This window comes from Delftia sp. NA_296.1 (assembly GCF_052692095.1).
Genome location: NZ_JBQZGF010000002.1, coordinates 480,599 through 503,785, shown reverse-complemented (window position 1 = coordinate 503,785; position 23,187 = coordinate 480,599). Strand labels below are relative to the sequence as shown.

The following is a 23,187-nucleotide window of genomic DNA, read 5'->3' as shown; positions in this document are numbered from 1 at the left end:
CCGTGGCAAGCCCCACCCCAGGGGCGCAGCCTGGCAAACCCGCCGATTGTGCGCCCAATTGCATGGCGCGCAAAACCCGCCTCCAAGGCCCTGCACCGTCCTGCGCTATCGGCTTGCGGCGTTGCTTTTGGGCAGACCCCGGCGCATAGTGGATTCGCAAGCAAACGAATGCGCATTCCGGCCTGCAAGCACCTGTCCCTGCGGATCGTCTCCCGGTGGACCGGGCTGTTTTCATCCAGAGCAAGGAGTGTTTAGATATGAATCTGACGATTAGTGGGCATCACCTGGAGGTCACTCCCTCGCTGCGCAGTTACGTCATGGCCAAGCTCGAACGCATTCTTCGACACTTTGACCAGGTGGTGGATGTAAAGGTCTTGCTGACCGTTCATAACCAAAAGGAGAAGGAAAAGCGCCAACGTGCCGGTTGCACGCTGCGCGTCAAGGGCCAGGATCTTTTTGTCGAGACCTCTCACTTCGATCTCTACGCCGCCGTCGATGCGCTGGCTGACAAGCTGGACCGCGTGGTGGTGCGCTACAAGACCCGCCAGCAGGGCAGCCGCTATGGTTCGGCCAAGCGACTCGATGATGCTGGGCTGACCTTGGCGTCAGTCGGGTGACAGGTAAGGCGCCAGCCCTGTGCGGGCGCTTACAATACCTGCGCTTATGTGGCTGATGAGCCACGCACGACCACCGCCCTTCGGGGCGGTTTTTGATGGGGGTCAGGGTTTCCCCACGGTTTCCGGCACTGCGGTGCATAATTGTTTCCCGAACCATGAACCGTCTTGCCTCCATCCTGCCCGCCGCTCAAGTGCTCGTGAGCGTCGACGTCACCAGCAAAAAGCGCGCTTTCGAAGAAGCAGGTCTGCTCTTCGAGAGCCTGCATGGCCTGTCCCGCGCACTCATCACCGACAGCCTGTTTGCACGCGAACGCCTGGGCTCGACGGGGCTTGGCCACGGCGTGGCCATTCCCCATGGGCGTATCAAGGGCCTGACCGCTCCCATGGCGGCCGTGTTCCAACTGGACAATCCCATTGGTTTCGATGCCCCCGATGAGCAGCCCGTGGGCCTGCTGATCTTTCTGCTGGTGCCCGAAGCGGCCACCCAGAAGCATCTGGAAATCCTGTCCGAAATCGCCGAGCTTCTCAGCGACAGCCAGCTGCGCGAGCGCCTGAAGTCCTGCGCCGATGCGGCCCGACTGCATGGAATGATTGCCGGCTGGCAGTCCTCCGCTGCGCCCCTGGTCTAGTCTTCCAGACTTTTTCCTTCCCCTTTTCACGGGCCTTGCCATGAGACCCAGTGCCATCAGCGCCGATGTCCTGTTCGAGGAGTTCCGCTCCAGCCTGCGCTGGGAGTGGGTGGCGGGCCTGGGAGCCTCGGAGCGCCGTTTCGACGAGATGGCCGTGCGCTCGGCGCGCTCCGGCGCGGACCTCGTCGGCTACCTGAACTACATCCATCCCTACCGGCTGCAGGTGCTGGGCGAGCGCGAGATCGCCTATCTGAGCAATGCCACGCCGCAGGACTGCCAGCGCCGCGTGGCACGCATCGTCACGCTGGAGCCGCCCGTGCTGGTGCTGGCCGACGGGCAGACGGCGCCCGAGGCGCTGCTGTCCATGTGCGAGCGCGCCCACATTCCCATGTTCTCCACGCGCGAGCAGTCGGCCTTCGTGATCGATGTGCTGCGTGCCTACTTGGCCAAGCATTTCGCCGACCGCACGACCATGCATGGCGTGTTCATGGACATCCTGGGCATGGGTGTGCTGATCACGGGCGAGTCGGGCCTGGGCAAGAGCGAGCTGGGACTGGAACTGGTGACGCGCGGCAACGGCCTGGTGGCCGATGACGCGGTGGACCTGTACCGCATCAACCAGACGACGATCGAGGGCAAGTGCCCCGAGCTGCTGCAGAACCTGCTGGAGGTGCGCGGCATCGGCCTGCTGGACATCCGCGCGATCTTTGGCGAGACGGCCGTGCGCCGCAAGATGCGCCTCAAGCTCATCGTGCACCTGGTGCGCAAGGAAACCATGGAGCGCGAGTACGAGCGCCTGCCGGCCGAGCCGCTGACGCAGGATGTGCTCGGCGTGCCCGTGCGCAAGGTGGTGATCCAGGTGGTGGCGGGCCGCAACATCGCCGTGCTGGTCGAGGCCGCCGTGCGCAATGCCATCTTGCAGCTGCGCGGCATCGACACCTACCAGGAATTCGTGCAGCGCCACCGCCGCGCCATGGAGCGCGGCGACACCTTCTAGCGGCCGCTGGCGTCGCCGAGGCCGGGCCGCCTGTTGCCTGGCCCCCACTGTTTTCAACGCGATTGTTTGCTGGCCGTGCGCCCATGTTTGCGCGCGGTGCGTTGTTGTTGCTTTCTTAATAAGAATAATTCTCATTTTCTATAATTCGGGCAGATGCCGTATCCGGCCTGTGCCCGAGTGGCTCCGGGCTGGATGCGGCGCATTTCCTTCCGTCTCGAAAGCCCTCCCGGATGTCTTCCCGTACCCGCATCGGCCTGCCGCGCACAGGCGCCGTCAGCCCCTTCACCCCTGTTTGCACCCCTGTTTGCACGCTCCACCGCCTGGGCACCATCGCCCGTGTCTGCGCCATGGTGGCTGCCGCGGCGCTGCCCGCGGGCGCCTGGGCCGCTGACGCCGAGCTAGACGAGGTCATGGTGCGCGGCACCACCGATCCCCAGACCCTTCCCACGGTGGCCCCGGGCGGCCAGGTGGCCAAGGGTGCGGGCCTGGGCGTGCTGGGCCAGCGCGATGTGATGGACACGCCGTTCAACATCACCTCCTACACGGCCGAAGGCATTGCCAACCAGAACGCGGCCACGCTGATGTCGGTGCTGGAAAACGATCCTTCGGTGCGCTTCACCACCAACACCGGCCATGCCTACGAGAACTTCACCATCCGCGGCCTGGGGGTGAATGCCTCGGAGCTGGGCTTCAACGGCCTGTATGGCCTGGCGCCCGACGGCCACGTGCCCGTCGAGATGATCGAGCGCGTGGAGGTGCTCAAGGGCCCCGGTGCGCTGATGAGCGGCATGACGCCCGGCGGCGCCGTGGGCGGCACCATCAACCTGGTGACCAAGCGCCCGCTGGCCCAGGATCTCACGCGCGTGACCACCATGTTCAGCAGCGGCTCGCAGCTGGGCCTGCAGGCCGATGTCTCGCGCCGCTTCGGCCCCGAGCGCCGCCTGGGCATACGCGTCAACGGCAGCACCTCGAGCGGCGACACCGAGATCGACGGCCAGAACCGCCGCCATGGCCTGGGCGCGCTGGCGCTGGACTACCAGGGCGACGGCTTCACGCTCGGCCTGGATGCCTACAGCTACCGCTCCACCATCCGCGATGGCAGCCCGATGATGGTCAGCATGCAGAACCTCAAGCAGGTCATCGCGGCGCCCGACGCCACGACCAACCTGTTCCCCGGCATACACGCCAAGCAGCAAAGCGATGCGCTGATGCTGCGCGGCTCGGTGGACCTGGGCGCGGACTGGACGCTGTTCGGCTCCGCAGGCACGGCACAGCATGCCTACGACGGCATGCTCAACGGCACGCGCGTGGTGCTGCGCGCCCAGGGCGACGGCTCGGCCGTGGGCCAGACCTACAACCAGTACGGCTATACCGACAGCACGGCGGCCGAGTTCGGCGTGCGCGGGCGCCTGCGCACGGGCGGCGTGAACCATCTGCTGGTGGCCTCCCTGAACTGGATGAACCAGAAGGGCGGGCGCGCGGCCGTGGCCACCAGCGCCAGCTACATCACCAACATCTACAACCCCGCGCCCATCACGCTGGCCGGCCCCTACGGCGCCATCAAGCAGGAGCGCGACGACGTGCTCAGCAGCCTGGCCCTGGCCGACACGCTGAGCTGGGGCGGCGATGCCGTGCAACTGACCGTGGGCGCACGCCTGCAGCGCGTGAACCAGAAGATGGCGGGCTACAACGAGCAGGCCGTCTCGCCCGCGCTGGGCCTGGTGGTCAAGCCCTGGGGCGATGCGGTCTCGCTGTATGCCAACCATGTGCAGGGCCTGAGCGCGGGCTCCATCGTCGGCGCCACCTATGCCAATGCCGGCGAAGTGTTCGCGCCCTACAAGACCAAGCAGTTCGAGATCGGCGCCAAGTGGCGCACGGGTGATTTCACGCAGACGGTCTCGCTGTTCCAGATCGAGCGGCCCTCGTCCGTGGTGGAGACCGCGACCAACCGCCTGCTGATGGATGGCGAGCAGCGCAACCGGGGCCTGGAGTGGAATGTGTTCGGCGAGCCGCTGCGCGGCACGCGCGTGCTGGGCGGCCTGGCCTACACCCAGGCCATCCAGAGCAAGACCCAGGGCGGCGCGCGCGATGGCTTCGGCGTCTACGGCGTGCCGCGCTGGACGGCCAACCTGGGCGGCGAATGGGACGTGCCCGCGCTGCCGGGCGCCACGCTCACCGGCCGCCTGATCTACACGGGTGCGCAATGGGTGAATTCGGCCAACACGCTGAAGATGCCCAGCTGGACCCGCGTGGACGTGGGCGCGCGCTATGCCACCCGCATCGCGGCCAAACCCGTCACCTTCCGCGCCACGGTGGAGAACCTGTTCGACAAGTCCTACTGGGCCGGCAGCTTCAACGACAACTTCGCCACCACGGGCGGCCCGCGCACGGTGCGTGTCTCGGCCACGGTGGACTTCTGACGCCATGGCGCAAGCTGCACGACAAGGCCTGTGCCTGGCCGCCTCGCTGCTGTGCCTGCTGGGCGCAGCCGTCCATGCCGGTGAAGATATGACGGCAGCCGCATCGCGGCAGGCCCTGGCCGCACGGCCGGGCACGCTGGCGCCGGGCCAGGCGGCCACAGGGGTCCTGGCTGCCGGTGGGCGCGAGTCCTGGCGCGTCGATCTGCCCGCCGGCCACGTGGTCCAGGGTGAATTCGAAGGGCAGGGCGTGGCCCTGGACCTGGAGGATGCCCAGGGCCGGCACCTGCGCCGCCTGGCGCGGCCCGATGGCGGTGCGCAGTCGCTGATGTGGGTCACGGAGGGGGCCGGCAGGCAAAGGCTGGTGGCGCGCCACATCGCAACGGACGCGCTGATGGCCGGCGAGGTGAAATCCGCAGCCGGCCGCTTTGCGCTGCGGTTGACCTCCAGTCTTGCGCCGTTGGGCGCCAAGGCTGTGCAGGCCCCGGAGCGGCCTGCGCTGGAAAGCCCACGCCTGCAGGCCCTGGCGCAGGCCATCCAGCGCGGCGCGGGTTCGGGCGTGGCGGCAGACGCCTTCTGGCGGCGCGTGCAGGAGGAGGGCGCGCCAATGGTGGAGCCGCTGCCCGGCGGCCAGTCCCTGGTCACCTTCCTGTGGCGTGGCCAGCCGCGCGCCGGCATGCAGGGGGTTCGCCTGTTCGGCAGCCCGGCCGGCAACCATGATCCGCTGCAGCATTTGGCCGGCAGCGATGTCTGGTGGGCCAGCTTCCGCATGGCCGACAACGCGCGGCTCAGTTACCGCCTGGCGCCCGATGTGCCGTTGATCGCAGGCTCCGCCATGGAGCAGCGCCGCGCCCTGCTGGCCACGGCGCAGCGCGACCCGCTCAATCCCAAGGTGTTTCCGCAGCCGCCAAAGTCGCCTCAGGGCGGCTTCATCGACGCCTTCCAGGGCGCCTCCGTGCTGGAACTGCCCAAGGCACCGCCCCAGCCCTGGGTGGCGCCGCGCGCGGGCGTGGCCCAGGGGGCGCTGGTGCAGCACCGCCTGTCCAGCCGCGTGCTGGGCAACACCCGCGATGTCTGGACCTACCGCCCGGCGGGCGGCCAGGCGCCCGAGGCGCTTCTGGTGCTGTTCGACGGCAACGCCTATGCGAAGCAGGTGTCCACGCCCACCCTCATCGACAACCTCATGGCCGACGGCCTGATCCCGCCCACGGCCGTGGTGCTGGTGGACAACGCCAGCCCGCAGGCGCGCGGCAGGGAGTTGCCGCCCAACACTGCTTTCGCACGCTTTCTGGATGAGGAGCTGATGCCCTGGGTGGGTGAACAGGGCCTGGGCCAGCCTGCGGCGCGCACGGTGATCGGCGGCTCCAGCTTTGGCGGCCTGGCCTCGGCCTATGCGGGTCTGGTCAATGCGCGCTGGTTCGGCAACGTGCTGAGCATGTCGGGATCGTTCTGGTGGTCGCCGGTCGGCGAGGTGCCGGGCTGGGTGCAGCGCCGCTATGCCCAGGAGCCACGCCAGCCCGTGCGCTTTTATCTGGATGCGGGCCGCTACGAGCGCGCACGCGGCGGGCAGGACGGCATCCTGGAAACCAACCGCCACCTGGCCGATGTGCTGCGCGCCAAGGGCTACGAGGTCACCCAGGCCGAGCACGAGACCAGCCATGACTACCTGCAGTGGCAGGGCTCGCTGGCCTGCGGCCTGGTGGCCCTGCTCAACCCCGGGCGCTTTGCCCAGGGCCTGCCGGCCTGCGAGCGCATGCCGGACGGCACGCCGGCACTTCCCTGATGCTGCAAAGGCCAATGTTTGAACTTCCTGGCAATACAGCAATCACTGTAAGGATGAACACCATGAATGCAAATCATTCCCGTCGCCGGATCCTGGCGAAGATGGGCCAGGGCCTGGGCGTGCTGGTCACGCTGCCGCTGGCGGCGCAGATGTCCCATGCCCAGACGGCAGCGGCTGGCAAGACCGTGACCGTGCCGCATGCCAAGGGCGAGGTCCAGGTGCCCTTCAAGCCCGTGCGCGTGCTGGTGTTCGAGCTGGCGGCGCTGGACACGCTGCAGGCGCTGGGCGGCGAGGTGCGGGGAGTGCCCGAGTTCAAGATGCCGCCGCTGCTGGCCCGCTATGCCGATGCGAAATACGCACGCATCGGCAGCCTGTTCGAGCCTGACTACGAATCCATCAAGGCGCTGTCGCCCGACCTCATCATCGTGGGCGGCCGCTCCGAGGCCAAGTACAAGGAGCTGTCGCGCTTCGCCCCCGTGCTGGATCTGAGTGTCAGCGACCAGCACCAGATGGCCGACATCTACCGCAACATCCGCACGCTGGGCGCCGTCTACGGCCTGCAGGACAAGGCCGAGGCCGAGGTCCGGTCCGTGGAGCAGGCCATCACCGCACTGCATGGCAAGGCGCAGGACGCAGGCAAGGGGCTGGTACTGCTGACCTCGGGCGGCAAGCTCAGCGCCTACGGTCCGGGCTCGCGCTTCGGCATGCTGCACGATGTGTTCGGCGTGAAGCCGGCCATCGACAACCTGACGGTGGCGCGCCATGGGCAGGTGGTCTCCTTCGAGTTCCTGCTCAAGACCAATCCCGACTGGCTGTTCGTCATCGACCGCGACGTGGCCATCGGCCAGGATGGCAAGACCGCCCAGCAACTGCTGGACAACCCGCTGGTGCGTGCCACCAAGGCATGGCGCGGCAAGCAGGTGGTCTATCTGAATGCGGCCAACTGGTACACCCTGTCCAACGCCGGGCCGGGCGCGCTGAAGGCCAATATCCAGCAATTGTCGGATGCCTTTGCCCGCACATGACGTCAAAGCGTTGAGCCCCCCTGTCGCCGCCGCGCACGCCGCGCCCATGTCACGCCCATCGCGCCAGGCCCTTGCCTGGCTTTTCGCGCTGGGCCTGTTGCTGGCGCTGTCGCTGGCCAGCCTGATGGTGGGCGCGGGCGACATGCACTGGAGCGTGCTGTGGTCGCGCAACGAGGACGACCTGGCCAGCCAGGTGCTGGTGTACAGCCGCGTGCCGCGCACGCTGGCCCTGGTGCTGGCCGGCGCATCGATGGCGGTCTGCGGCCTGCTCATGCAGATGCTGGCGCGCAACCATTTCGTGGAGCCCTCCACCGTGGGCACGGTGGAGTCGGCCAGCCTGGGCATGCTGGCCGCGTTCCTCTGGGTGCCGCATTGGCCGGTGATGGCCAAGATGGGGATTTCGGCCGTGGCGGCACTGCTGGGCACGGCGCTGTTCCTGGCCGTGCTCTCGCGCATCCGACTGCGTTCGTCGTGGATGGTGCCCCTGGTCGGCCTGGTGCTGGCCGGCGTGCTGGAGGCAGCCGCCAGCTTTCTGGCGCTGCAGTTCGACATGATGCAGGCGCTCAAGTCCTGGTCCAACGGTGATTTCTCGCTGGTGGTCCAAGGTCGCTACGAGTTGCTGTGGCTGTCGCTGGGCGTCACGGCCCTGGCCTGCCTGGCGGCCGACCGTTTCACCGTGGCGGGCCTGGGCGAGAGCTTTGCCACCAACCTGGGCCTGAACTACCGGCGCCTGGTCTGGCAGGGGCTGGTGGTGGTGGCCGTGGCCACCTCGGCCGTGGTGGTCACCGCCGGCAGCCTGCCCTTCGTGGGCTTGATCGTGCTCAACGTGGTGCGCCTGGTCCTGGGCGACAACGTGCGCCGCAGCGTGCTGTGGGTGGCGCTGATCGGCGCGGGCCTGACCGTGCTGTGCGACCTGGTCGGGCGGCTGCTGATCGCTCCCTATGAAATTCCCGTGGGCACCGTGCTGGGCGTGCTGGGCAGTGCACTGTTCCTGACGCTGATCCTGCGCCGCCGCAAGGACCGTGCATGAGCAGCCTGCCGCAATCCGTGGCTTCCGATGAGCCTGCAGCGCGCAGCTGGGGCCATGGCGCGCGCCTGGCGCTGCTGGGCGCGCTGGCCCTGCTGTGCCTGCTGGCCTTCATGACCGTGGGCGTCAAGACCGACTGGGCCTTCGTGCTGGAGCACCGGGGCGCCAAGGTGCTGACCATGGCGCTGGTGGCCTGTGCCATCGGCCTGTCCACCGTGGTGTTCCAGACCGTGTCGCACAACACCATCCTCACGCCTTCCGTCATGGGGCTGGATGCGCTGTACCTGTTCGTGCAGGCCTCCATGGTGCTGATGCTGGGCGCGGCGGGCGTGTCCGCCATGGGCGAGGTCGGGCGCTATGCGCTCAACATCGTGCTGATGATGGGCTTCAGCGTGCTGCTGATGCGCTGGCTGTTCGTGGGCCATGCCAGCAGCCTGCACCTGATGCTGCTGGTGGGCATGGTGGGCGGCATCTTTTTTCGCAGCCTGGCCGGGCTGGCCATGCGCGTGCTCGATCCCAATGAGTTCACGGCGCTGCAGGACCGCATGTTCGCCAACTTCAACGCGGTGAACCTGCAGCTGCTGCTGCCGTCGCTGCTGCTGATCGCCCTGTGCAGCGCCTGGATCTGGCGCCAGCGCCGCGTGCTGGACGTGATCTCGCTGGGGCGCGATGCCGCCGTCAGCCTGGGCCTGGACTACGAGGGCCGCGTGCTGCGGCTGCTCGCCGTGGTGGCCTGCATGGTGGCCGTGTCCACGGCCCTGGTCGGCCCGGTGATCTTCTTCGGCCTGCTGGTCAGCAACATGGCCTATCACGCCATGGGCACGCGCCGCCATGCCTGGGTGCTGCCTGCGGCCGTGCTCTGGGGCTGCGTGCTGCTCATGGGCGGGCAGGTGCTGCTGGAGCAGCTTTTTCAATTCAATACCGTGCTGAGCATCGTGGTGGAGTTCCTGGGTGGAATCGTCTTCATCGTGCTGCTCATGCGCAAGGGGACCCAATGATCGAGGTGCGTGATCTGCTCAAGCGCCATGGCGGCACGGCAGTGCTGCAGGAGCTCAATTTCGATGTGCCCGAGCGGGCGCTGACGGCCATCATCGGGCCCAACGGGGCGGGCAAGTCCACGCTGCTGTCCCTGGTCAGCCGCCTCATGCCCATCACGGCGGGCAAGGTGCGGGTGGCCGGCCTCGACGTGGCCACCACGCCCACCGAGGCGCTGGCGCGCATCATGGCCATCCTCCGCCAGGACAACCAGAGCACGCTGCGTCTGACGGTGCGCGACCTGGTGGGCTTTGGCCGCTTTCCGCACAGCAAGGGCCGGCTGGGCCCCGAAGACCTGCGCCATGTGGACGAGGCGCTGGAGTACCTGCAGCTCACGCCGCTGGCCGAGCGCTTTCTCGACGAACTGTCAGGCGGCCAGCGCCAGCGCGCCTACATCGCCATGGTGCTCTGCCAGGACACGCCCTTCATCCTGCTGGACGAGCCGCTGAACAACCTGGACATGGCCCACGCCGTCAGCATGATGGGCCTGCTGCGCCGCGCCGTCACCGAGCGCGGCAAGACCGTGGTCATGGTGCTGCACGACATCAACTTCGCCTCCTGCTACGCCGACCACATCATCGCGCTCAAGGACGGACGCCTGGCCGTGGCGGGCACGCCGGCCGAGGTCGTGCAGGACGAAGTCCTCAGCAGCCTCTACGGCATCCCCGTCAGCGTGCACGAGGTCAAGGGCCGCAGGCTCTGCCATTACTTTGGTTGAGCATGCGGTGTTTCGGGCTTGGCGCTTGAACCTGGCGCGGCCTGAGGCGAGGGACACCAAGCAAGGGCCTAAGCCGGCCGCGCCGCCCCGCCGCGAGGGTGTCGCCGGCTGCCCGTATGCCCCCCTCCCTCGCGAAGCGGGTAGAGAGGCGCCGTGCAACGGGGGGAAGGCGCGAAGCGACTCAGGGGGGGCTTTTCTTCTTCAACAGCATGGAGTCGCCATAGCTGAAGAAACGGTACTCCTGCGCAATCGCATGGCGGTACAGCGCCATCACCTGCTCGTAGCCCGCGAAGGCGCTGACCAGCATCATCAGCGTGCTCTTGGGCAGGTGGAAGTTGGTGATCAGCAGATCGACCACCTGGTACTCGAAGCCGGGCGTGATGAAGATGCGCGTGTCGCCGGAGAACTGGCCCGTCTGGGCCCAGGACTCCAGCGTGCGCACCGTGGTCGTGCCCACGGCGACGACGCGGCCGCCGCGCTGGCGGCAGCGTTCCAGCGCAGCCAGCGTGGCCAGCGGGATCTCGTACCACTCGCTGTGCATCTGGTGGTCGGCCAGGTTCTCGGTCTTCACGGGCTGGAAGGTGCCGGCGCCCACGTGCAGCGTGACGCTGGCGCGCTCGATGCCACGCTCGGCCAGGCGGGCCAGCACGGCGTCGTCAAAGTGCAGGGCGGCCGTGGGCGCGGCCACGGCGCCGGGGCGGGCCGCGAAGACGGTCTGGTAGCGCTCGCTGTCTTCGGCGGCGTCGGGGTCGTTGCCTGTGTCCTGGTGGCGCTCGATATAGGGCGGCAGCGGCAGGTGGCCGAAGCGCTCCATCAGCTCGTGCGGCGTCTCGCCGCGCGGGCCTTCGAAGCTCAGGTGGAACAGCGGGCCGTTCTCGTCGGGCCAGCGGCCGCGCAGCACGGCGTCGAAGCCGCCGCGGTTCTTGCCGCCGCACAGGTGGATGCGCGAGCCGGGCAGGGGCTTCTTGCTGACGCGCATGTGGGCCACGACATCGTTGCCTTCGAGCACGCGCTCGACCAGCAGCTCCAGCCGGCCGCCGCTGGCCTTCTCGCCGAAGATGCGCGCCTTGAGCACGCGCGTGTCGTTGAACACCAGCAGGTCGCCGGGCTGCAGCAGGTCGGGCAGCTCGTGGAAGATGCGGTCGGTGGGCGGGGTGGCATCGTCGCGGCCGTCGAGCAGGCGCGAGGCGCTGCGCTGGGCGGCAGGATGCTGGGCGATCAGGTTCTCAGGAAGCTCGAAGTCGAAATCGCTGAGCGAAAACACACGGGACAGGGAGGACATGCAGTGCTTGAGGGCCGGACATGGCCCGTTCCAAGTTCGTTGAACGGAAGTCCGCCATTGTCGCAAACCCTGGGGTCATCCCCGGAATTTCGCGGCGGTCACTTGGCCATCTGGGCCTGTGTCTGGGGCTGGCGCTCGAACTCCAGCCACAGCGTCTCCAGATCCGGGAAGTCCCAGTTCGCCGGGTCCTCGCGCGCGATGATGCGGTCGTTGCCCTGGCTCTCGGACAGGTCCTCGATCTCGGGCGTGATGCGGCAGGCCTGGCGCAGCGAATAGAACACCTTGACGCGCGGCGCCAGCAGGCTGCCTGGCGAGGCATCGACCACGACGGCCAGGCGCTGCGAATGCAGGCGCACCAGCGAGCCCAGCGGATAGATGCCCACGGTCTGCACGAACTGCTCGAACAGCCGCTTGTCGAAATGGCGGGGGCTCCACTCGGCCATGCGCCGCAGCGCCTCCGAGGGCGGCCAGCCCTTCTTGTAGGGCCGGTCCGAGGTGATGGCGTCGTAGACATCGCAGATCGCCGTCATGCGCGCCAGCAGGCCGATGTCGCCCTGCTGCAGTCCGTCGGGGTAGCCGCTGCCGTCCACCTTTTCGTGGTGGTGCAGGCAGGCATCGATGACCTCGTCGTCCAGGCCCAGCGGGCGCAGCAGCTGCTCGCCATGGCGTGGGTGGGCGCGCATCAGCGACCATTCGGCATCGTCCAGCGGCCCGGGCTTGTTGAGCACGGCGACCGGGATCGCGGTCTTGCCAAGGTCGTGCATGAGACCGGCCATGCCGGCCTTGCGCAGGCTGTGGTCGTCCAGGCCCATGCGCTTGGCCAGCGCCACCATCAGCGCGCACACGGCCAGGCTGTGCATGTAGGTGTAGTCGTCGGCCGTCTTCAGCCGTGCCAGGCCGATCAGGGCGTGGGGATTGCGCGCCACGGAGGCCGTCACATCGTCCACCAGCTGCCCGGCGGCCGTGGCGTCCACGGGCCGGCCCAGCCGCGCGTCGCTGAACAGGCGGCTGAGCAATTGCTTGGCCTGCACGCAGGTCTGGGCGGCGCGGCGCAGCTCGGTGGCGGTGGAAATGGGGGCCGTGCTCTGCTCGGAGACAGGGCGGGCGCTGTCCGGGATCTGGTGGCGAAGCTCGTCCTGCGGGTCAAAGCGCAGGCAAGGCACCTGCACACCCACGTCCAGGCCCTTGCGCACGTCGATCCAGACCTCCTGGATGGAGGTGGAGCGCAGGCGCTGGAGGTCGGCCTCGGAGCGGAGCAGGAAACGGGTTCGCCAAAAAGGATGCTCCATCCAGGAGCCGCAGAACTCGTGCAGGAACATGCCCAGAGTGACATGCTGGACATTGATACGCTTCAACATGGCATTCGGTGGCGGGGTAACACTACGTAACGTCAGCGTGCATGGTAGCGGCTTCCCCAGAGACCCGGGGCCTCAAGGGTGCTTTGGGCAAGGGCATCCGGCATGAACGTGGCGTGTTGCCTACACCTGTATATTCATACACTATGCTGCATGCCCGCCCATGTCCATGCGCATGCTCTGAAACAGGATAGCCCATGCCCTTGAACGTCTCCTCTGCCTTCCCAGATCTGGGGCGCGACGCCCCCGGCGGCAAGGCCGCGCGTGCCGGCAAGGGAAAGGCCGCAGGCAAGGGCGGCAAGGCAGCGGACAAGGCAGGAGACAAGCCCGCAGCGCCCGCCAAGCCCGCAGCCAGCGCCGCGCAGAAGGCGCTGCAGAAGATGGGCCTGGTGCGCGACATCGATCTGGCCCTGCACCTGCCGCTGCGCTATGAGGACGAGACGCGCATCACCGCGCTGCGCAATGCCCGCGAGGGCGACACGGTGCAGATCGAGGCCACGGTGACCCACAGCGAGGTGCAACTGCGCCCGCGCCGCATGCTCAAGGTCACGGTGGACGATGGCACGGCCGAGTGCGTGCTGACCTTCTTCAGCTTCTACCCCTCGCACCAGAAGACCCTGTCCGTGGGCGCGCGGCTGCGCATCCGCGGCGAGGTCAAGGGCGGCTTCTGGGGCCGGCAGATGCTGCACCCGGCGTTTCGCGCGGCGGGCGGCGACCTGCCCACGGCGCTCACGCCCGTCTATCCCACGGTGGCGGGCCTGCCCCAGGCCTACATCCGCCGCGCGGCGGTCACGGCCATGCTGCGCGCCGATCTCTCCGATACCCTGCCCCAGGGCGAGCATCCGCCCGTGGCGCAGTTCCATGGCAACGGCGGGCTGCCGCCGCTGTTCAGCCTGCGCGATGCGCTGCAGTTCCTGCACCACCCCACGCCCGATGTGGCCCTGGCCACGCTGGAAGACCATTCGCACCCGGCCTGGCAGCGCCTGAAGGCCGAGGAGCTGCTGGCCCAGCAACTGTCCCAATACGAGGCCAAGCGCGAACGCGCGCGGCTCAGGGCACCCGTGCTGCGCGCCCAGCCCATGGGCAGCGCCCAGGGCCTGGCGCGCCAGTTCCTGGACCAATTGCCCTTTGGCCTGACCGGCGCCCAGCAGCGCGTGGTGGCCGAGATCCTTGCCGACATGGAGCGCCGCATGCCCATGCACCGGCTGCTGCAGGGCGATGTGGGATCGGGCAAGACCGTGGTGGCGGCGCTGTCGGCCGTGGCCTGCATCGAGGCCGGCTGGCAGTGCGCGCTGATGGCGCCCACCGAAATCCTGGCCGAGCAGCATTTCGGCAAGCTGGTCGGCTGGCTGGAGCCGCTGCTGGCCCCACTGGGCAAGCGCGTGGCCTGGCTGGCCGGCGCGCAGAAGAAGAAGGAACGCACCGCCATGCTGGAGCTGGTCCACAGCGGCGAGGCGGCCCTGGTCGTGGGCACGCACGCCGTCATCCAGGACCAGGTGCAGTTCAAGAACCTGGCGCTGGCCGTCATCGACGAGCAGCACCGCTTCGGCGTGGCCCAGCGGCTGGCGCTGCGCCAGAAGCTCGCGGCCTCGGGCATGGAGCCCCATCTGCTGATGATGAGCGCCACGCCCATCCCGCGCACCCTGGCCATGAGCTACTACGCCGACCTGGATGTATCCACCATCGACGAGCTGCCACCGGGCCGCACGCCCATCGTCACCAAGCTCATTGCCGACAGCCGCAAGGACGAGGTCATCGAGCGCATAGGCGCCCAGGTCGCGGAAGGGCGCCAAGTCTACTGGGTCTGCCCGCTGATCGAGGAAAGCGAGGCGCTGGACCTGTCCAACGCCACGGCCACCCATGCCTATCTGAGCGAGATGCTGCCCGACGTCATGGTCGGCCTGCTGCACTCGCGCATGCCCACGGCCGAGAAGAAGGCCGTGATGGAGCTGTTCTCCGCCGGGGTCATGGGCGTGCTGGTCTCCACCACGGTGATCGAAGTGGGCGTTGATGTGCCCAACGCCTCGCTCATGGTCATCGAGCATGCGGAGCGCTTCGGCCTGTCGCAGCTGCACCAGCTGCGCGGGCGCGTGGGGCGGGGTGCGGCGGCCTCGGCCTGCGTGCTGCTGTATTCGGTGGGAGACAGCGGGCGCCTGGGCGAGACGGCCAAGGACCGGCTGCGCGCCATGGCCGAGACCAACGACGGCTTCGAGATCGCGCGGCGCGACCTGGAGATCCGCGGCCCCGGGGAATTCCTGGGCGCGCGCCAATCGGGTGCGCCCATGCTGCGCTTTGCCGACCTGGAGCAGGACCTCATGCTGCTCGACTGGGCACGCGAACTGGCGCCGCGCATGCTGGAGCAGCACCCGCAACTGGCCCAGCGCCATGTGGGCCGCTGGCTGGGCGGCAAGGCCGAATTCCTCAAGGCCTGATCGGCCCGTTCCATTCCTGTCGGGTGGCTGTGTTACGTATTTTTACGTGTCCAGGCGCGGCCTGGCCGCGGCCTCTTCCGCAGGCCTGCAGCCCGCGCCAGACATGGTTTCCACACGCGTTGTAGCCATCGAAATGGAGCGCTTCATGCCGTCCTGGCGGTGACAGCGCCGTCCCGTTACGGCATTGAATATTTGTGACCTTTTGGTACATTGAGTCACAAAAAACAGGGTAGCTCCATCCGGGAGGGGATGGCCTGCCAAGCCTCCCCCACGGGGAGGAAGGCCGCGATCACTCTTGTGTTGTCCCATTTTTCTGCGAATGAGGAGCTGCCAACATGAATGAAGCCGTTCAAGCGAATGAGATCGTCGAGACCTCCTGGCGCATGGGCCTGGTGGTCCTGTCGTATGGCATTGCCGTATTGGGCTCCTTCGTGGCCCTGACTGCGGCGCAGCGCATCCGGGGACGCGAGGGCATCAGCTGGCTGAACCTGCTGGCGGCAGGCACGGCGCTGGGCGGCATCGGCGTGTGGTCCATGCATTTCACGGGCATGCTGGCGCTGAACCTGGGCATGGGTTCGGGCTACTCCATGGTCGAAACCCTGCTGTCCCTGTGCGCCGCCGTTGCCGCCACCTCGGTGGCGCTGGCCTTTGTCGCGCGGCGGCCCGAAAGCGGGGCGCGCGTGCTGGGCGCGGGCACCCTGCTGGGCCTGGGCGTGGCCTTCATGCATTACCTGGGCATGTATGGCATGCGCTTTCCGGGCTTCATCGTCTGGTCCGTTCCCACCGTGCTGCTGTCCGTGGGCATCGCCGTGGCGGCTGCCAGCGCCGCGCTGTGGCTGTCGTTTCGCACCAGCTCGCCGGGCATGCGTGCGCTGGCCGCCGCCGTCATGGGCGCAGCGGTCTGTTCCATGCACTACACCGGCATGGCCGCAGCGGACTTCGTATGCATTTCAGAGACACAGCGTTATGCTAGGCCGCAAGGCTTTGCCGTGATCAGCGCCCTGGACCTTCCGGTCTTTACCGTGATTGTGGCCATAGGCCTGGCTGCATTGATAGGCATGGACCAGCTCATGCAGCAACGCGACCGGATGCGCCGGCCGTTGCACTAGGTGGATAAATACAAAAAGCCGGCGGGTCGGGGAGCGCGCAGTGGTCATGCGCGGACGAGGACTGGCACAATCGAATTAGGACAAATCCTAGAACCTGTGCAGGAACTTTTGAGGGGAGCACCCCGGCAAGCCGGCCGCAAGGCCTGATTGCACAAAGGTTCCGGCACAGGTTCTTGGTGTAAGACCATCGTATTTTCCGAGGCTCCCTCCCAGACACAGCTCGCCAATGACACTTACCGAACTCAAATACATCGTGGCCGTGGCACGTGAAAAGCATTTTGGCCGCGCCGCCGAAGCCTGTTATGTGTCCCAGCCCACGTTGTCCGTGGCGATCAAGAAGCTGGAGGAGGAGCTCGATGTCAAGCTCTTCGAGCGCAGTGCCGGCGAAGTGTCGGTCACGTCGCTGGGCGAGGAGATCATCCGTCAGGCGCAAAGCGTGCTGGAGCAGGCCGCCGAGATCAAGGAAATCGCCAAGCGCGGCAAGGACCCGCTGTCCGGCGTGCTCACCCTGGGTGTGATCTACACCATCGGCCCCTACCTGCTGCCCGACCTGGTGCGCAACTCCATCATGCGCACGCCGCAGATGCCGCTGATGCTGCAGGAGAACTACACCATCAAGCTGCTGGAGATGCTGCGCACCGGCGAGATCGACTGCGCCATCGTCGCCGAGCCCTTCCCCGACACCGGCCTGGCGCTGGCGCCGCTGTACGACGAGCCCTTCATGGCCGCCGTTCCCAGCACCCATGCGCTGGCCCAGAAGGACCATGTCTCCACCAGCGATCTCAAGAACGAGACCATGCTGCTGCTGGGCTCGGGCCACTGCTTCCGCGACCATGTGCTCCAGGTCTGTCCCGAGTTCGCACGCTATGCCAGCAATGCCGAAGGCATTCGCCGCACCTTCGAAGGCTCGTCGCTGGAGACCATCAAGCACATGGTGGCCGCCGGCATGGGCGTGACCCTGGTGCCGCGCCTGTCCGTGCCCGCCGATGCGCTGGAGACCACGGCGCGCCGCCGCAAGACCGACGAGCCGCACATCCGCTACCTGCCCATCCTCGAGGACGACGGCTCGGCCCCGCCGACACGCCGCGTAGTCCTGGCCTGGCGCCGCAGCTTCACGCGCTACGAGGCCATCGCCGCCCTGCGCAACGCGGTCTACGCCTGCGCCTTGCCCGGCGTCAAACGCCTGTCCTGATGACCGCACCGGCGCGCGCTCCGGGCCTGTGGGGCCGCTGCGCTTGCGTTATCGTTGCAACTGGCTCCCGGGCGACCTGCCGGGAGCATCTTCCGTTTGTACGAAGCTGAAAGGGATCCCATGGCCAAAAATGCCAGCAAAGACAAGTCCGGTGCAAAGAAGCCAGAGGCCGTGCAGGCCGACAAGGCGGACAAGGCAGTGCAGCCTGCAAAGGCCGCACTGGCCGACGTGGCACCGGCGTCCGTGCGCTCCTCCGCCATCCATATCGGCATCAGCGACAAGGACCGCGCGGCCATCGCCAAGGGCCTGTCGGCCCTGCTGGCCGACACCTACACGCTGTATCTGACCACGCACAATTTCCACTGGAACGTCACCGGCCCGATGTTCAACACGCTGCACACCATGTTCATGGGGCAGTACACGGAGCTGTGGAACGCCGTCGACCCCATCGCCGAGCGCATCCGTGCGCTGGGCCATTTCGCGCCGGGCTCCTATGCCGACTTCGGCAAGCTCACCAGCCTGGCCGACGTGCCCCACGATCCGCCCAAGGCCCTGGAGATGGTGCGCATCCTGGTCGCCGGCCACGAGGCCGTGGCCCGCACGGCGCGCAGTCTGTTCCCCCTGGCCGACAAGGCCAGCGACGAACCCACGGCCGACCTGCTGACCCAGCGCCTGACCGTGCACGAGCAGACCGCCTGGATGCTGCGCGCCCTGCTCGAAGACTGATGCTGCGCAAACCCCAGTCTTCCCGCGTACCCACCCTGGCCCGGGAGTGATGCCACCGCATGCTCTGGACCTGGATTGACGCACACGCCGCCACGGGCGGCCTGTGCCTGGTACTGGCCGCCCTGGGCGGCCTTTTTTTCTATCTGCGCCTGCCTGCCACGGCCCGGCTGCGCCACGCAGGCCTGCCCATGCCGCGGGCCGCATGGCTGGGCCTGGCTGCCGCCGGCGTGCTGGCCTTGCTGGCACTGGCCGTGATGGTGCGCGACATGCTGGGCCTGGCCCAGCCCGCAGGCTGCGCCACCTGCACCGACTGGCCGGTGCTCGACGAGGCCCTGCACCTGTGGCTGGCCGGCCATGCCACCGATGCCTGGGTGCGCCCCGTGGTCGCCTTCACCCAACTGGGCAATGTGGCCTGGATGGTGTCGCTGTCGGCCGCCGTGCTGGCGCTGCTGCTGTGGCGGCGCGACTGGCTGCATGCGGCCGCCTGGGTGGTGGCCACGGCTGGCGTGGGCCTGTGGATACGCGCCATCAAGACCAGCGTGGGCCGTCCGCGCCCCGTGGGTGGCTGGGTGCCTGAAGGCGGCTTCAGCTTCCCCAGCGGCCACAGCGCGGGCACCTTCGTGCTCTATCTGATGCTGGCCTGGCTGCTGCTGCCGTACCTGCGCCAGGCCTGGCGCTGGCCCGTGGGCCTGGCGGCCCTGGCTGTCGCCCTGGGCGTGGGCGCCAGCCGCGTGGTGCTGCGCGTGCACTATGCCAGCGATGTGCTGGCCGGCTGGCTGCTGGGCCTGGCCTGGATGGCGCTGGTGATCTGTGCCGTGGAGTGGGCGCAAACCCGCGTTGCCGGCAGGCGCTGCTGAGGCGCGCCGCCGAGCCCGCCCGTCCAGCGGCGACAATGCGGGCATTTTCGAATGTGATGCGTGCGATGGTCGGCCCACGGCCGCCATCGGCGCCCAGACGCCATGCCCACCTCCTCCTCTACGCCCATGCCCGCGCCCCGGCGCAGCAAACTGTCGCTCTATCTGGACCTGGTCCGCTTCAACCGGCCGGCCGGCTGGCTGGTCCTGGTCTGGCCCACGCTGGCCGCACTGTGGGTGGCAGCGGGCGGGTTTCCGGGTTGGCATCTGCTGGTGGTCTTCGTGCTGGGCACGGTGCTGATGCGCAGCGCCGGCTGCTGCATCAACGACATCGCCGACCGCGACTTCGACCGCCACGTCAAGCGCACCACGCAGCGGCCCATCACCTCGGGGCAGGTCTCGGTCAAGGAGGCCGCGCTGCTGGGCGCGGCCCTGGCCCTGGTCTCGCTGGGCCTGGTGCTGACCACGCGCTGGGAGGCCGTGGCCTGGTCCGTGCCCGCCGTGCTGTTCACCATCCTCTACCCGTTCACCAAGCGCTTCTTCGCCATGCCCCAGGCCTTCCTGGGCATTGCCTTCAACTTCGGCATCGTCATCGCCTTCGCCGCCGTGCAGGGCCAGGTGCCGGCCACGGCCTGGATTCTGTGGCTCGCCAACATGTTCCTGGTGCTGGCCTATGACACCGAATACGCCATGGTGGACCGCGACGACGACCTCAGGATCGGCATGAAGACCTCGGCCATCACCCTGGGCCGCTTCGACGTGGTGGCCGTCATGGGCTTTTTCGTGCTCTGCGGCCTGCTCACTATTTGGGCGCTGGCGCCCTATGGCCTGGCCTGGCCTTTCTGGCTGGGCCTGGCCGTGGCCGCGGCGCAGGTGATCTGGCACTTCACCCTGATCCGCCACCGCACGCGCGAGGGCTGCTTCGTCGCCTTCAGCAAGAGCCACTGGATCGGTGCCGCCCTGTTCGCAGGCGTGGCGCTGGGATTTGCCTTGCGCTGAAGACGCCACGCCGCCGCAGTGCGTGCGCACCGAAGCCTGCCGCCATGGCACCCAGCAGCGCCAGCGGCCAGGCGCCGAGTGCGGGAATGGGCGCCGGAGCGGGCGGCGGCACAGGTGGAGTCACAGGAGGTGTCACAGGGGGTGTCACAGGGGGAATTACGGGGGGAGTTACAGGAGGCGGCACAACCGCAGTCAGCTCAATGTCCTGCGCCACGCCGGTGGCCGGCATCCACCGCGCATCGCCGGGCTGGCTGGCGGTCACCGTGCAGATGCCTTCGCCCGCCATCGTGACCCTGTTGCCCGAGACCGTGCAGATGCCTGGGGTCGTGCTGGCGTATTCCACCGGCAGGCCGGAGTTGGCCGTGGCGGGCGGGTCGATGGCAAAGACCGTTCCCGCCTCGAAGGACCGGCTGGCCTGTGCCGGGAAGCGGATGGCCTGGGCTCTGCGGATGCGGACATCGGCGTTTGCGTCGGCGGCCTGCCACTGGGCATTGCCCGCCTGGCGGGCGACCAGCGTGCAGATGCCGTCATCGAGCATTGTGACGGTGGTGCCCGAGACGGTGCAGATGGCCGGGGTGGCGCTGCCGTAGTCCACCGGCAGGCCGGAGCTGGCCATGGCGGGAGGGTCTATGGTGAAGGTGGAGCCAGGGCTGCCGAGGACCTGGCTGGCCTGTGGCGCAAAGGTGATGGTCTGGGGGGAGACGGCGCGCAGGTCGGCGGACAGGCGTGTGATGAAGCCTATGACGCCGCTGCTGTTGGTCCCTGGCTGCGCCCCGCCTGCCGCGCCCGGGAAATTCCGCGAGTACGTCAACCCGCCCACGAGCACCTCGCCCGAGGGGGCTATGGCCAGCGTACTGATGGCTTCCATGTCGGTGCCGCCCAGATAGGTGCTCTGTTCCAGGGTTCGCAGGCTGGCGGACAGGCGTGCGATGAAGCCATCGTAGAACCCGCCATTGATAACTGACTGGGCGCCGCCCGCCGTGCCGGGGAAGTGGATGGCATCGGTATAGCCTCCCGCCAGCACGTCCCCCGAGGGAGCGATGGTCAGGGCTTGGACAACGTTGTAGCCTGCGCCACCCAGATAGGTGCTCTGCGCCAGGGTCCGCAGGTCGGCGGACAGGCGTGCGACGAACCCGTCATTGCCCCCGCCAGCGGCGACCGGCTGGGCGCCGCCCGCCGTGCCGGGGAACTGGGTGGAGCTGGTACTGCCTGCCACCAACACCTCGCCCGTGGGTGCAATGGCCATGGCATGGAGGTCTTCAAATTGCGAGCCGCCCAGGTAGGTGCTCTGCTCCAGGGTGCGCAGGTCGGCGGACAGGCGCGCGATGAAGCCGTCGCGCCCGCCAGCGGCGACCGGCTGTGCGCCGCCCGCCGTGCCAGGGAAGTCGGTGGAACTGGTATCGCCTGCCACCAATACCTCACCTGAGGGGGAGATGGTCAGAGCTTGGACAACGTTGTAGCCTGCGCCGCCCAGATAGGTGCTCTGCGCCAGGGTCCGCAGGTCGGCGGACAGGCGTGCGACGAACCCGTCATTGCCCCAGCCAGCGGCGACCGGCTGGGCGCCGCCCGTCGTGCCGGGGAACTGGGTGGAGCTGGTATTGCCTGCCACCAATACCTCGCCCGTGGGTGCAATGGCCATGGCACGGGGGTCTTCGGATTGCGGGCCGCCCAGGTAGGTGCTCTGCTCCAGGGTGCGCAGGTCGGCGGACAGGCGTGCGATGAAGCCGTCGTAGGACCCACCAGCGGCGACTGACTGGGCGCCGTCCGCCGTGCCGGGGAAGTCGGTGGAGCTGGTAATGCCTGTCGCCAATACTTCGCCCGAGGGGGATATGGCCAGGGCTATGACAGAGTTCTGGCCCGAGCCGCCCAGATAGGTGCTCTGCTCCAGGGTCCGCAGGTCAGCGGACAGGCGCGCTATGAAGCCGTCGGTCCCACCAGTGGATGGTTGGGCGCCGCCCGCCGTGCCAGGGAATGCGCCGAGCGATGAATTGTCCGCGGTGATGCCGCCCACCAACACCTCGCCCGAGGGCGCAATGACCAGGGCCAGGACCGTGCTATCACCATCTCCACCCAGATACGTGCTCTGCAACAAAGGATCTATCACCAGCGGCAGCGCCCGGTCATAGGCCCCCAGCGCAAACCCGTAGCCGTCGCCCTGGCTGTTGAGGGCGTACTGCACAGGCACCTCCACGCGCTGCCCGGTAACTTCCTGGAACGCCACGGGCGCCGTATAGGCCACGTCGCCATGGCCTGTGGCGGCGATCAGTTCGCCGCCTTTGCCCAGGCGCAGGGACAGCGCGCCGTCCACGCGCACCTGGATCTGCCCGGGGTCGGCCTGCGGGGCCACGTGGAAGAGCTTTTCCACATTGGCGCCGCGCATGGCCAGTTCCACCTGCACGCCAGGCCAGGCCTGGCCCAGGTGCAGGTTGCGGTAGGTGGCTGGCTGGTAGCTGTGGGGGCCGCTGAAGCGGGTGATCTGGGTGGCGGCGGCCTCGCCGCCCGTGGGCGACAGCGGCAGCGCGCCGGCCAGGGTTTCGGTGAGGCTCCAGCCGGACAGGGACTGGGTGGCCGGAGGGGTCTGGGGCGGTGCCTGGGGTTTGGTGCCTGCGGGCGTCCTGGGCGGCTTCTTGGGAGGTGCTTGGGGAGGCATCTCGGGCGGGGGGGCCGAGGTCACGCCCTGCTGCTGCGTGGGCGCGGCCAGGCTGTAGACGATCTGGCCCTGGCGGGTGACGTGGATCGCGCCCGCGAAGGTGCGGCCCGTGAAGGCCACGGCAGGGTCGAACTGGCCGCTGTTGGCCTCGAACGGCACGGACATGCCCTGCAGGGCATGCTGCGCGTGCTGTATCTGCCGGGGCTGGGCGGAGCCATGTGCTGGGGCATGTGTTAGTGAGTGCGCTGGTGAGTGCGCGCGGTGGTGGGCAGGACCTTGGGAGGGGCCGGGTACTGCGTGGGCCAGGCCAGCCGATGCCCAGAGCAGGCATGCCGCCAGG

Annotated in this window: 18 protein-coding genes; 15 read left to right on the top strand and 3 right to left on the bottom strand. The window is 68.1% G+C overall.

From position 1 onward, the window contains the following. The first annotated feature begins 257 nt into the window (after positions 1-257). The 9 genes from hpf to ACUTR7_RS06710 all read left to right on the top strand — a co-directional run bounded on the left by hpf (position 258) and on the right by ACUTR7_RS06710 (position 10,248). Complete coding sequence (gene hpf / locus ACUTR7_RS06750; RefSeq protein ID WP_012202932.1) at positions 258-617, top strand: ribosome hibernation-promoting factor, HPF/YfiA family; 360 nt, start codon at positions 258-260, stop codon at positions 615-617. A gap of 155 nt (positions 618-772) precedes the next feature. Next, positions 773-1,246: a PTS sugar transporter subunit IIA gene (locus ACUTR7_RS06745; protein ID WP_013804474.1), complete on the top strand. Its 474-nt coding sequence runs from the start codon at positions 773-775 to the stop codon at positions 1,244-1,246. A gap of 40 nt (positions 1,247-1,286) precedes the next feature. Further along, positions 1,287-2,243, top strand: a complete 957-nt coding sequence (hprK, locus tag ACUTR7_RS06740) for an HPr(Ser) kinase/phosphatase (protein WP_012202934.1) — start codon at positions 1,287-1,289, stop codon at positions 2,241-2,243. Positions 2,244-2,473: 230 nt separating this feature from the next. Continuing rightward, positions 2,474-4,663, top strand: coding sequence for a TonB-dependent receptor (locus ACUTR7_RS06735; protein WP_445608419.1), 2,190 nt, complete (start codon positions 2,474-2,476; stop codon positions 4,661-4,663). 4 nt (positions 4,664-4,667) lie between these two features. Further along, complete coding sequence (locus ACUTR7_RS06730; RefSeq protein ID WP_445608418.1) at positions 4,668-6,443, top strand: enterochelin esterase domain-containing protein; 1,776 nt, start codon at positions 4,668-4,670, stop codon at positions 6,441-6,443. A gap of 14 nt (positions 6,444-6,457) precedes the next feature. Beyond that, the gene (locus tag ACUTR7_RS06725) at positions 6,458-7,468 is read left to right on the top strand and encodes a siderophore ABC transporter substrate-binding protein (RefSeq protein ID WP_445608417.1); all 1,011 of its coding nucleotides are present in this window, start codon (positions 6,458-6,460) and stop codon (positions 7,466-7,468) included. Between the two features lie 46 nt (positions 7,469-7,514). Beyond that, on the top strand, positions 7,515-8,498 hold the full coding sequence (locus tag ACUTR7_RS06720) for an ABC transporter permease (RefSeq protein ID WP_445608416.1): 984 nt from the start codon (positions 7,515-7,517) through the stop codon (positions 8,496-8,498). Continuing rightward, positions 8,495-9,493, top strand: coding sequence for an iron chelate uptake ABC transporter family permease subunit (locus tag ACUTR7_RS06715; RefSeq protein WP_445608415.1), 999 nt, complete (start codon positions 8,495-8,497; stop codon positions 9,491-9,493). Before ACUTR7_RS06720 ends, ACUTR7_RS06715 begins: the two co-directional genes overlap by 4 nt. After that, positions 9,490-10,248 carry an iron ABC transporter ATP-binding protein gene (locus tag ACUTR7_RS06710; RefSeq protein WP_013804468.1) on the top strand — a complete coding sequence of 253 codons (759 nt, stop codon included), beginning with the start codon at positions 9,490-9,492 and terminating at the stop codon, positions 10,246-10,248. Before ACUTR7_RS06715 ends, ACUTR7_RS06710 begins: the two co-directional genes overlap by 4 nt. Before the next feature lie 181 nt (positions 10,249-10,429). Here ACUTR7_RS06710 and queA read toward each other — a convergent pair whose 3' ends face one another. Continuing rightward, entirely contained in the window at positions 10,430-11,530 is a 1,101-nt protein-coding gene (gene queA, locus ACUTR7_RS06705; protein ID WP_445608414.1) for a tRNA preQ1(34) S-adenosylmethionine ribosyltransferase-isomerase QueA, read from the bottom strand. 98 nt (positions 11,531-11,628) lie between these two features. After that, entirely contained in the window at positions 11,629-12,888 is a 1,260-nt protein-coding gene (locus tag ACUTR7_RS06700; protein ID WP_192367379.1) for an HD-GYP domain-containing protein, read from the bottom strand. A gap of 194 nt (positions 12,889-13,082) precedes the next feature. On the opposite strand from ACUTR7_RS06700, the gene recG reads away from it, so the two are divergent. The 6 genes from recG (at position 13,083) to ubiA (ending at position 20,197) form a co-directional block, all read left to right on the top strand. Beyond that, on the top strand, positions 13,083-15,317 hold the full coding sequence (gene recG / locus ACUTR7_RS06695) for an ATP-dependent DNA helicase RecG (RefSeq protein ID WP_445608413.1): 2,235 nt from the start codon (positions 13,083-13,085) through the stop codon (positions 15,315-15,317). 335 nt (positions 15,318-15,652) lie between these two features. Then, the gene (locus ACUTR7_RS06690) at positions 15,653-16,426 is read left to right on the top strand and encodes an MHYT domain-containing protein (protein WP_013804464.1); all 774 of its coding nucleotides are present in this window, start codon (positions 15,653-15,655) and stop codon (positions 16,424-16,426) included. A gap of 226 nt (positions 16,427-16,652) precedes the next feature. Then, entirely contained in the window at positions 16,653-17,618 is a 966-nt protein-coding gene (locus ACUTR7_RS06685; protein WP_013804463.1) for a LysR substrate-binding domain-containing protein, read from the top strand. A 120-nt stretch (positions 17,619-17,738) separates the two neighbouring features. Further along, positions 17,739-18,344, top strand: a complete 606-nt coding sequence (locus ACUTR7_RS06680; protein ID WP_043822499.1) for a Dps family protein — start codon at positions 17,739-17,741, stop codon at positions 18,342-18,344. Between the two features lie 59 nt (positions 18,345-18,403). Beyond that, positions 18,404-19,201, top strand: a complete 798-nt coding sequence (locus ACUTR7_RS06675) for a phosphatase PAP2 family protein (RefSeq protein WP_445608412.1) — start codon at positions 18,404-18,406, stop codon at positions 19,199-19,201. Between the two features lie 126 nt (positions 19,202-19,327). Further along, on the top strand, positions 19,328-20,197 hold the full coding sequence (ubiA, locus tag ACUTR7_RS06670) for a 4-hydroxybenzoate octaprenyltransferase (protein ID WP_043822543.1): 870 nt from the start codon (positions 19,328-19,330) through the stop codon (positions 20,195-20,197). Here ubiA and ACUTR7_RS06665 read toward each other — a convergent pair. Further along, positions 20,130-23,012, bottom strand: a complete 2,883-nt coding sequence (locus ACUTR7_RS06665) for an IPTL-CTERM sorting domain-containing protein (protein ID WP_445608411.1) — start codon at positions 23,010-23,012, stop codon at positions 20,130-20,132. The two genes, ubiA and ACUTR7_RS06665, sit on opposite strands and share 68 nt — an antisense overlap. Between the last annotated feature and the right edge of the window lie 175 nt (positions 23,013-23,187).

Coding starts and splice junctions, on each gene's coding strand:
- ACUTR7_RS06735 (WP_445608419.1), top strand. CDS start 2,474: ATGTCTTCCCGTACCCGCATCGGCCTGCCGCGCACAGGCGCCGTCAGC.
- hprK (WP_012202934.1), top strand. CDS start 1,287: ATGAGACCCAGTGCCATCAGCGCCGATGTCCTGTTCGAGGAGTTCCGC.
- ACUTR7_RS06710 (WP_013804468.1), top strand. CDS start 9,490: ATGATCGAGGTGCGTGATCTGCTCAAGCGCCATGGCGGCACGGCAGTG.
- ACUTR7_RS06665 (WP_445608411.1), bottom strand. CDS start 23,012: ATGTCCGTGCCGTTCGAGGCCAACAGCGGCCAGTTCGACCCTGCCGTG.
- recG (WP_445608413.1), top strand. CDS start 13,083: ATGCCCTTGAACGTCTCCTCTGCCTTCCCAGATCTGGGGCGCGACGCC.
- ACUTR7_RS06675 (WP_445608412.1), top strand. CDS start 18,404: ATGCTCTGGACCTGGATTGACGCACACGCCGCCACGGGCGGCCTGTGC.
- ACUTR7_RS06700 (WP_192367379.1), bottom strand. CDS start 12,888: ATGTTGAAGCGTATCAATGTCCAGCATGTCACTCTGGGCATGTTCCTG.
- ubiA (WP_043822543.1), top strand. CDS start 19,328: ATGCCCGCGCCCCGGCGCAGCAAACTGTCGCTCTATCTGGACCTGGTC.
- hpf (WP_012202932.1), top strand. CDS start 258: ATGAATCTGACGATTAGTGGGCATCACCTGGAGGTCACTCCCTCGCTG.
- ACUTR7_RS06715 (WP_445608415.1), top strand. CDS start 8,495: ATGAGCAGCCTGCCGCAATCCGTGGCTTCCGATGAGCCTGCAGCGCGC.
- ACUTR7_RS06725 (WP_445608417.1), top strand. CDS start 6,458: ATGTTTGAACTTCCTGGCAATACAGCAATCACTGTAAGGATGAACACC.
- ACUTR7_RS06690 (WP_013804464.1), top strand. CDS start 15,653: ATGAATGAAGCCGTTCAAGCGAATGAGATCGTCGAGACCTCCTGGCGC.
- queA (WP_445608414.1), bottom strand. CDS start 11,530: ATGTCCTCCCTGTCCCGTGTGTTTTCGCTCAGCGATTTCGACTTCGAG.
- ACUTR7_RS06730 (WP_445608418.1), top strand. CDS start 4,668: ATGGCGCAAGCTGCACGACAAGGCCTGTGCCTGGCCGCCTCGCTGCTG.
- ACUTR7_RS06745 (WP_013804474.1), top strand. CDS start 773: ATGAACCGTCTTGCCTCCATCCTGCCCGCCGCTCAAGTGCTCGTGAGC.
- ACUTR7_RS06720 (WP_445608416.1), top strand. CDS start 7,515: ATGTCACGCCCATCGCGCCAGGCCCTTGCCTGGCTTTTCGCGCTGGGC.
- ACUTR7_RS06685 (WP_013804463.1), top strand. CDS start 16,653: ATGACACTTACCGAACTCAAATACATCGTGGCCGTGGCACGTGAAAAG.
- ACUTR7_RS06680 (WP_043822499.1), top strand. CDS start 17,739: ATGGCCAAAAATGCCAGCAAAGACAAGTCCGGTGCAAAGAAGCCAGAG.